Raw genomic sequence first — 8924 nt, 5'->3', positions numbered from 1 at the left:
GATGCAATAGCCTTTAATCTTGGGAGGAGTTGTGTTCATGGGTGACATACCTAGGTGAGGGGATACGGCCTCAGCGACCAATTAAAAAGGACTCACTTTATAGATTTCCCCTTTCCTCCAGACTAGGTAACATAACGAAGTTAGAAGTCAGAAGTCAGAAGTCAGAAGTCAGAAGTCAGAAGTCAGAAGTCAGAAGTCAGAAGTCAACATTGCCTATTGCCTATTGCCTATTGCCTATTGCCTATTGCCTATTGCCTATTGCCTATTGCCTATTGCCTCTTGCCTACTCCCATTAACCGATTAACTATTGTCCATCTCTAGATACTTTTCCACTAAATCTAAAATCTTTTTCTCCTGGAATCCTTCAGCTAAATCTTTGAGTTTCTTAGCAAAGGGGATATACTTTGTATCCAGTTCTTGGAGATAGGTGGCTCGTTGGCGAATCTTTTTCATACTGCCGAGCATGGCTAATTCGTAGAGCACTTCCATTTCCTCTGGTGGCGGAATCACTAAAGATGACTCTGAACTAGCTGGTGCTATTGTTTGTTGGGAGTCTTCTTCATAAATCCACTCCAGTTGTAAATACTCTCCCAATAATTTCAGTAACTGTTGCTCATTTACGGGTTTGGACAAAAAGCCTTGACAGCCGACAAGCTTACTTTTCTCTTGGTCTGTGTCTAACACGTTAGCGGACACGACAATAATTGGGATATCCTGCATTTGAGGTAGGTTTCTCAGTTCTTCGACCGCTTCAAAGCCAGTTTTGACCGGCATGACTAAGTCGGTCAAAATCAGGTCAGGTTGCAGCTGTTGAGCCAGTTCGATTTCTTCCTGGCCATTTTCTGCCATCACTACTTCAAAGCCCAACGGCTCCAGCATGTTCTGCAACACAGCCCGATTTGCTGCTTTGTCTTCTGCGATTAATATCTTGCGCCGAGAGCCAATATAACCAACAATTTGCCCGAGGCTCTGTTGCTGTTGTGGTTGGTATGTTTCTACTACTGGGAAGGTAACATCAAACCAGAAGGTAGAGCCATAACCAAATTCGCTTGTGACTTGTAGCTTTGCTCCCATTAGCTCTACCAACTGCTTGGTGATTGGTAAACCTAAACCAGTGCCAGCAGCACGCCTTTGGGTATCACCCACTTGTTCAAAGGGTTGGAAAATTTTATCTAATTGTTCTTCGGTGATGCCGACACCGGTATCAATTACTTGAAAACGAAGCGATGCAGCGCGGTCTTGGGGAGGCAGCGCGGTCTTGGGGGTTCCCCCCATGAGCGACTGCCGTTGGTTTCCCCCACTCGCTATTGCATCAAGAAGTGTTGTCTGAAGTTTTGTCTGTTGTGGTTGGTCGAGACTAATCACATTAACCTTTAATGTTACTTCACCATGGTCAGTGAATTTAACCGCATTACCTAATAAATTCAGCAATACCTGTCGCAGTCGTTTCTCGTCAACTTTAATGCCATCAGGTAAGTTATATTCAGGGTTATATTGGAATAAAATATCTTTTTCTAAGGCTCGCATGCGGATAATACCTACCACACTTTCGATAAAAGTTTGAAAATGTAAGTCACTGGGGTAGAGTTCCATTTTGCGAGCTTCGATTTTGGATAGGTCTAAAATATCGTTGATCAGAGTTAACAAATGGTTGCCGCTTTGCTCAATAATCGTTAAGCCATCGATTTGCCTGGTGCCTAGCTCCCGGTCTCGCTTCAAGATTTGAGCATAACCCAGAATTCCATTGAGAGGAGTACGCAATTCATGGCTCATGTTAGAAAGGAACTCGCTTTTAGCTTCGTTAGCAGTATCGGCTTTTTGTTTAGCAGTTTTCAGTTGTTGATTAGACTCAGCTAGTTGGGCGGTGCGTTCTTCTACTTTTTTTTCTAGGGTGTGGGAATAGTCTTCTAATTGGCGATACAATAAGGAATTGTCTAAGGAAATTGCTGCTTGAGAAGTCAGCAGATTTAACACTTCTAATCGGTCTGGTGTAAAGGCTCCTGGAGTGAGATTATTTTCTAGATAGAGAATGCCGACCAACTTGCACTGGTTTAAGATCGGACTACAGAGGACAGATTTGGGCTGATGGGTCTGTAGGTAAGGGTCGTTAGCAAAGTTAGACTCAGCAGCGGCATCATTTAGAACTAAATTTTCACCAGTACGAGCCACATAGTTAATCAGGGCTTTGGGTAATTGGTCACTGGTGGCGACTGGGATTGACTGCAACCGAGTCTGGTCAACTCTCTCAACATCAATAGTTGCTTCTATGAACAGTTGATGATCTCGTTGTAAAATTAAACAACCAAACTGCGCTCCAGCATTCTCTACTACAATTTCCATCAACTTATTGAGCAGCTCAGCTAGGACAATTTCCCCAGAAATAGCTTGAGATGCTTTGACTACTGTGTTTAAATCCAGTATCAGGTCTGACCTAGTGCTGTTGGTAGTAGTATTGCTAATCGTTTGGGTTAAAGACAAAGAAGACTGCTGATTTCTGTTAACCAGTAAGTCGGGATACTTCTGTTCCAAATCTTCGACTTTACGTATTGCCCCCCAAAGCTGATAGTTATAGTGAGCTTTATTGAGGTAAAGTTGAGCAATTTCCGCTTTCCCTCGGCTTAACCAAAACTTAGCGGCTAATTCATTAGCTAGGGCTTGATTCTGGAGAAACCCATGGTCTTCAGCGGAAGCGATCGCTTGGTCATATAAGTCCATTGCCTCTAGCTGACCAGATAAACGAGCCATCTCTGCTGCTACCAACAGATAGTTGTGCTGGAAGTTCTCAGGACAGTTATCTGCCCAACGTTTCATTTGTTCTTGGTTGGTTAACAGCTGTTGCCAATAGTGCTTTTTATCAATCTCTGACGCCGAGGGGTAGAGACTAGCTAAACTAAGGGATTCGTAGAACTTTTTGATAGCTACCTGAAACTTATTGGTTAGCACACCAATACGTTTTTCGGCTTTTTCTGAATACTCACGGGATTGACGTGGTTGGTCATACCAATAAAAAAGTATGGATTTGAGGATGTAATAGTGGCAAAGGGCATAGTCAGCATCATGAGAGTGGCAATTTTCTAGATACTGGGATTCGGTGAGGTATTCGATATCAAAGGAAAATCTATCCCTAGTTTTTCCCAAAAGGTTGTACAGAGCAAGCTTTAAGGCCAAAATTGAATCTTCTGATAAACAATGATTAGTTTTTTGAGCTAATCTTAAGTAATCAGGTAACTCCTCTATAATTTTTGCTAAGTTTTTTCCCCAATAAAATGGATTCAATAATTTATATATCACTATATAACCGAGAAATATAATGTTTCCCGAAGCTAAAGCAGTTTGTAGTCCCTCATCTAAAATTTGATCCGATTCTTTTAAGGGATTCACCCAAGGAAATACATTATTGCCAAATATATAACAAGTCTCAGCTACCTTATCTAATTGGTTAAATCGTTTACTCAAATTGAGACCAAGCAAACCTAATTGATAGCCTAATTGATAATCCCCTAACTCCGTACCGACCAACATTCCGTAAGCTAGAAACCCATAGGCTGATTCAGCCACCATCCCATATTGGCAAGACAGCTCGACAATTTTACACGCTAACCACCAAAAATAGAATTGGTTTTCCTTGGTAGTATAACAAGGATTTAGCAGCAAATTCAATAACTTAATTATGCTCTTTTGAGTCAAGTCCTTCACCTCTGGTTCATGCAAGAGCACACTGATGGCTTGACCCTGAGTTTTGTGGTTAATTTGCTGTCTAGCACTTTCTAAGTATACTGATATAGTCTGTAGCTGGTCTGGTTCTGGCCAATCGATTCCTAACAGACCGAGAGCTTTTTTGCCAATTTCAATTGCCCTATACTCCTGGGATATCATGGTGTGGTGTCGAATACTTAACCAATAAATATCTGCCTTGTCTAGTACAGACTCTATTCGAGATAGGAGCAAGTTAATTAATTTGTCTGCCTGCTCGAAATTACTATCCAATTGCTCCGTCTCTGCCAGTTGCTTATGCAAAGCATAGGTAACAGAGTAGTGAGTTTCCCAAGCATTATCCTCAAGATACACGATCCCTAGTTTAAAATAGTCTTTAGCTGCTCGATAAGCGATATTTTCCTTAGCTTTTTTTCCGGCTTCTAAGTTCAACTGAGCCAAATCCGTTCTTTCTGTGGGATCTGCAATCGCATCTTGAGCTACGTTAAGATGATTGACCAGTTCAAACACCCTTTCTTCGCGCTCCGTCTCTGAGAGGTTAGTGCGCAAAAGCCGTCCAATCCTCAGATGAACTTTGGTTTTATTCTCCTGATTGATTAACTCATAAGCCGCTTGTTGGACTCGGTCATGGAGAAATTTAAAATTGAGAATGACCAGTTGAGACTCGATAATTTCTTGATCACTAGTTTTCAGCTCAGATGTTGGCAACACGAATCCTTCTTGAATAGCACTCAGTAAATCCTTCCGATTTCAGGTGTCACAGATTGTAAGTATTTAGCCATCAGCTATCAGTTATCAGCCATCAGCCTATGCGCTACGCGCACGCTACGCGAACAGCCATCAGCTATCAGTCATCAGCCTATGCGCTACGCGCACGCTGCGCGAACAGCTATGACCCATTCACGTAGCGTGGCCAACGGCCAAGGGCTTGGCTGAGTGCTGAGTGCTGAGTGCTGAGTGCTGAGTGCTGACTACTGACTGCTGACTGCTTACATATAATCTTGTTTGATACCAACCATGCTATATCCAGTAATGGTAGACAGAGGCACCTGGTAAAAATACTGACGTCGGAACTGTTCCTCCTCAATGGCAGCAAAAAATATTGCAATCGCATCATTCCCAGCAACATTCGTCCGCTCGCGTAGCGTGGCTAACGGCCAATCGGAAGACCACTCCCTGCCATGCCAGCTGATTTGTACCCCACAGTCCTGGTAAGAAACCTCAAAACCAATCGCTGATAGGGCATTCAGTCCTAACTCAACAGTGCGATCGCTTAAATCCAACTTCTCCTGCAATTGCACCAAAGTAGCCCATTGACCCGTGCGACTGAGGAACTTAGCAATTCCTAGCAACTTTTTCCAGGTCTCTTGGGCAGATAGTGGTTGGGGTTGTGGATATGCGATCGCTAATTGTCGTTCTGCCTGTATCGCTCTCCTACACCATACTTGTAACTCATCCCAACTCGTGGGACACTCATAAACCATTAGAGGAGTTAAAGCTTCACCCTGTAACTCTTCTCCCCGCCAATCTAAAATCCAATCCAGCTGATTAGAGACCTGTAAACAAGACTGGAAAAAATCATTTTCTTGGCAAGGTTGCACAGCAATGAGGCGCACTTCTGGGCGTTTTTCATAATTATTATAGTCTAATTCCACAACAGCATTACATCTAACTTTAGGGACTTCATCCTGATAATGTCCCCACCAAATTCCAGGAAAACCCATACTCGTAGAGTCATCCCAAATTTCAAATTTAGTTTTAATATACTGTACTTTACGCCCTCTCAAATCCTTAGAGTTACGATTCCAAACCTGCTCAAACCAACAGTTTTTAATCAGCAATTTTGGCACAGGATTCCCCATCCCACAAGGTTCCAGGTGTTTCAATTCATAAAATAGCGATGCAGCGCGGTCTTGGGGAGGCAGCGCGGTCTTGGGGGTTCCCCCCATGAGCGACTGCCGTTGGTTTCCCCCACTCGCTATTGCATCAAGAAGTGGTTTGCCCAACTCAGCAACCTTAACCACCAAATCCGCTTCCATGGCTGGCATCATAAAAGCACCGGTTGTCCCTAGTTTTTGTGCCAACTGCTGGTTAATCGCTTCCGTAAATAAAGGAATATTATCCACTGGCAAACTCAACCCAGCTGCAAAAGGATGACCTCCGAAGCGATGCAACAAATGAGCTTGGGAATTGACTAATTCATAAAGATCAATATTATTAACAGAACGAGCCGAACCACGTGCTATACTATGGGAATTTTTATCCTCTAAACCGGCTTCTAGCAGTTGGCTTTCTGTATCACCACTTTCAGTACTTAACAAAACTGTACTTAACAAAATCGTCGGGCGTCCGTATTCCTCAGCAATTTGACCTGCTACTAAGCCTAAAACACCAACTGGCCATTGGGGATCTTCTAGGACAATTACATTAGTAGTAGACAGATCAAGTTGGGCAAGTTTATCCTTAACTTGCTTAGTAATATCTTTTTGTAAAGACATGCGGCGGGTATTAGCTAATTCCGTCTCTAAAGCCAGTTGCTCACAACGTTTCTCATCCTTACTAGTCAGTAACTCAACACAAAATGAAGCATCCCCTTGAATCCGACTTACAGCATTAATTCTTGGGCCAAGTCCGAAAGAAATATCCGTCGGGCGATCGCCACTGCGTTTACACAACTGTAACAATCGCGCTATACCAGGACGAGAGCGAGTTTTCAGTTGCTGCTTCAGTTGTTCAATTCCCCGTTGTGCCAGGTAACGACAATCTCCAGATAATTCCACTAAATCCGCAATTAGACCAATTGCCACCAAATCCAGCAAGTTCTCTAATCGTTGTTGGGGAATATTAGGTAAAACCTGATACATCGCTTCCACTAACTTATACGCCACCGCCACCCCAGACAAATGAAATAAAGGGTGAGTTTCAGCAAAATAGCGGGGATTGATGATAGAAACCACTGGCGGACGGTCATCTGGTAAAGTATGGTGGTCAGTGATAATCACATCGATTCCCAACTGGTGAGCATAATCAATTTCCCTCAGATTCGTGCTGCCAGTATCGCAGGTAACGATAAGTTTCACCCCAGCAGCGTGCAGTTGGTCAATTCCTGGACAATTCAAACCATGGGATTCCGTCAGGCGATTGGGAATGTAGTAACTTAGCTGTTGGTGCTGCCAAAAAAACTGTCCCAGTCCTTCCCATAGGACACTAGTAGCCGTGATTCCATCGGCATCAAAGTCCCCCCATATCGCAACCTTTTCCGCAGCCTCACGGGCTTGCAGTAGGCGTTTTACTGCCCATTTCATTTCCTGTCCAAAATCAAAAGGGCTGGTAGGTTCATACAAATCTGGGTTGAGGAAACCAGCCAGTTGTTTCTCCTCTCGTATTCCCCGTTGCCACAGCAGTTGAGCAGCATAATGTCCCGAACAGTTCTTAGTATGGGATTTGACAGCTTCGATGAACCACTGAGGAATTTCCCCTGGCGCTAGGACTTGCCATTGGGATTGTGACATGGATTGTGACATGGATTCTGACATGGATTGGGACTTGAACCTGATTTGCGATCGCTTATAGTTAGTCAAGTTAGTACAAAGATACTAACCTAATCAGATTGCCTATTGCCTATTGCCTATTGCCTATTGCCTATTGCCTATTGCCTATTGCCTATTGCCTATTGCCTATTGCCTATTGCCTATTGCCTATTGCCTCTTGCCTCTTGCCTCTTGCCTCATAGATACTGCTTAAATGGATGTGCCAATATTCCCAGTATCAGATCAATTTCCTTAATATAATAGTCATCCAAATCAATAAACACCAATTGATTCACCAACTTGAGAAATTTCCAATTCGTCCCAGTAGTCACAGCTCCATAGATAGCATCAATATCCTGATCCTGTTGTTGATTAAATCTCTGAGCTGCTACCATTTCCGCAATGCACTGTCCTAATCCCCCCTTAATATTTTCATTTTTTGCCTCCACTAGGGTTACAACTGGTGTCCGAATTTCATACATTTCCTTAGAAGCAGTAAGAAGATAATCACAGTATCCATTTAATCCAGTTCCTTTATCGACATTAAACTCAGTGCCAGAAAAAAAACCGATTTTGAAATCAAGCAGACGACGCACTTCCAGTAAAACCGGAGCAATAACTAACTCAGAACGAGCTTTTTCCGTATTGATAGCATTCGTGATCGGTAGATTTTCCTTAAGCGTCGTTTTCAAGTGATCACTCGGCTCGATAGGAGCAATATCATTAAATATAGTATTCCCCTCATCAACAATGAGATTAAACGTCGTTTCGACTTTGTAGATACTTGTAAAGTCACTATATGCCATGATCTTTATTTATCATGTTCCCTATAGCCATTGTAAATCAAGGAAACAGAAACTAATCCTTCATCCTTCATAAACAAATCGGTCAAGTTTTGGTTAATCCCAATCCTTGACCGAATAAATTAACAAAAATTCCACCAGTACAGCTTAGCTGTATCTACATCCACCAGTGGTGGACACAGAAATCATGATTACACTTTGTTAATTGTAGCCAAGGATTGAATTCCTTGCAAATTGCTATCTTAAGTGAGTAGCAGATATCCAATCAATATACTCATAACCTCATCAGGATTTCCAGTAAGTTGGCCTGTAGTCAATTAATTTGAGAATTGATTTATAATTAAAATACCAAAACATGTCTATATCCACTCCTCTCCAACAAATCACAAATCAAACCAAGCAAAGCTAAACTAAGTTTAGCTTTGCTAAGGGGCCAAGTTCACTAAAAAATACCTTTTCAGTAGAGTTAAAAATGGTACAGATACCCGCTATACCTGAAACTGAAAACCTACAGATTGAGTTACCTAGAAGTATAGGATTGTCCATTACTTTAGAACAGTTTGTTGAACTCGAAGCCGCGAATCGAGATTTAAGGCTTGAAAGAACAGCTAAAGGAGAATTAATTGTGAATCCACCCACAGGCTGGGAAACAGGAAACCGTAACGGGAGAATCAACCAGCAACTATTTAATTGGGCTGATGTGGATGGTACTGGAATAGCTTTTGAATCCTCTACAGGCTTTACGTTACCTAATGGTGCAATACGTTCTCCAGATGCATCCTGGGTCAGTCAAAAACGCTTCTTGATGCAGTCGCTCATGGGGGAAACCAACGGCAGTCGCTCATGGGGGGAACCCCCAAGACCGCGCTGCCTCCCC

General features: G+C 42.7%; 6 protein-coding genes. 3 read left to right on the top strand and 3 right to left on the bottom strand.

The window, feature by feature from the left end:
• The first annotated feature begins 41 nt into the window (after positions 1–41).
• Positions 42–296 carry a hypothetical protein gene (locus tag F6K52_RS03800; RefSeq protein ID WP_293074263.1) on the top strand — a complete coding sequence of 85 codons (255 nt, stop codon included), beginning with the start codon at positions 42–44 and terminating at the stop codon, positions 294–296.
• A 4-nt stretch (positions 297–300) separates the two neighbouring features.
• Here the strand turns inward: F6K52_RS03800 and F6K52_RS03795 are convergent, their stop codons facing one another.
• Both F6K52_RS03795 and F6K52_RS03790 read right to left on the bottom strand, forming a co-directional pair.
• Positions 301–4422, bottom strand: a complete 4122-nt coding sequence (locus F6K52_RS03795; RefSeq protein WP_293074260.1) for an ATP-binding protein — start codon at positions 4420–4422, stop codon at positions 301–303.
• A gap of 281 nt (positions 4423–4703) precedes the next feature.
• Positions 4704–7226, bottom strand: coding sequence for a DHH family phosphoesterase (locus tag F6K52_RS03790; RefSeq protein ID WP_293074266.1), 2523 nt, complete (start codon positions 7224–7226; stop codon positions 4704–4706).
• A 98-nt stretch (positions 7227–7324) separates the two neighbouring features.
• Between F6K52_RS03790 and F6K52_RS03785 the strand changes: the two genes are divergently transcribed.
• Entirely contained in the window at positions 7325–7447 is a 123-nt protein-coding gene (locus F6K52_RS03785) for a hypothetical protein (RefSeq protein WP_293074257.1), read from the top strand.
• Here the strand turns inward: F6K52_RS03785 and F6K52_RS03780 are convergent.
• On the bottom strand, positions 7442–8050 hold the full coding sequence (locus F6K52_RS03780; RefSeq protein WP_293074254.1) for a hypothetical protein: 609 nt from the start codon (positions 8048–8050) through the stop codon (positions 7442–7444). The genes F6K52_RS03785 and F6K52_RS03780 overlap by 6 nt on opposite strands.
• A 469-nt stretch (positions 8051–8519) precedes the next feature.
• On the opposite strand from F6K52_RS03780, the gene F6K52_RS03775 reads away from it, so the two are divergent.
• A partial coding sequence (locus tag F6K52_RS03775) for a Uma2 family endonuclease (RefSeq protein ID WP_293074251.1) occupies positions 8520–8924 on the top strand: 405 nt, incomplete at its 3' end.

Source organism: Moorena sp. SIO3H5, assembly GCF_010692395.1.
GTDB lineage: Bacteria > Cyanobacteriota > Cyanobacteriia > Cyanobacteriales > Coleofasciculaceae > Moorena.
The sequence above is the reverse complement of the archived record's forward strand: the minus strand, read 5'-3'. Positions and strand labels throughout refer to the sequence as shown.

Excerpts from the sequence above, each read along its gene's own strand:
- F6K52_RS03790 (WP_293074266.1), bottom strand. The coding sequence starts at position 7,226 with ATGTCACAATCCCAATGGCAAGTCCTAGCGCCAGGGGAAATTCCTCAG.
- F6K52_RS03780 (WP_293074254.1), bottom strand. The coding sequence starts at position 8,050 with ATGGCATATAGTGACTTTACAAGTATCTACAAAGTCGAAACGACGTTT.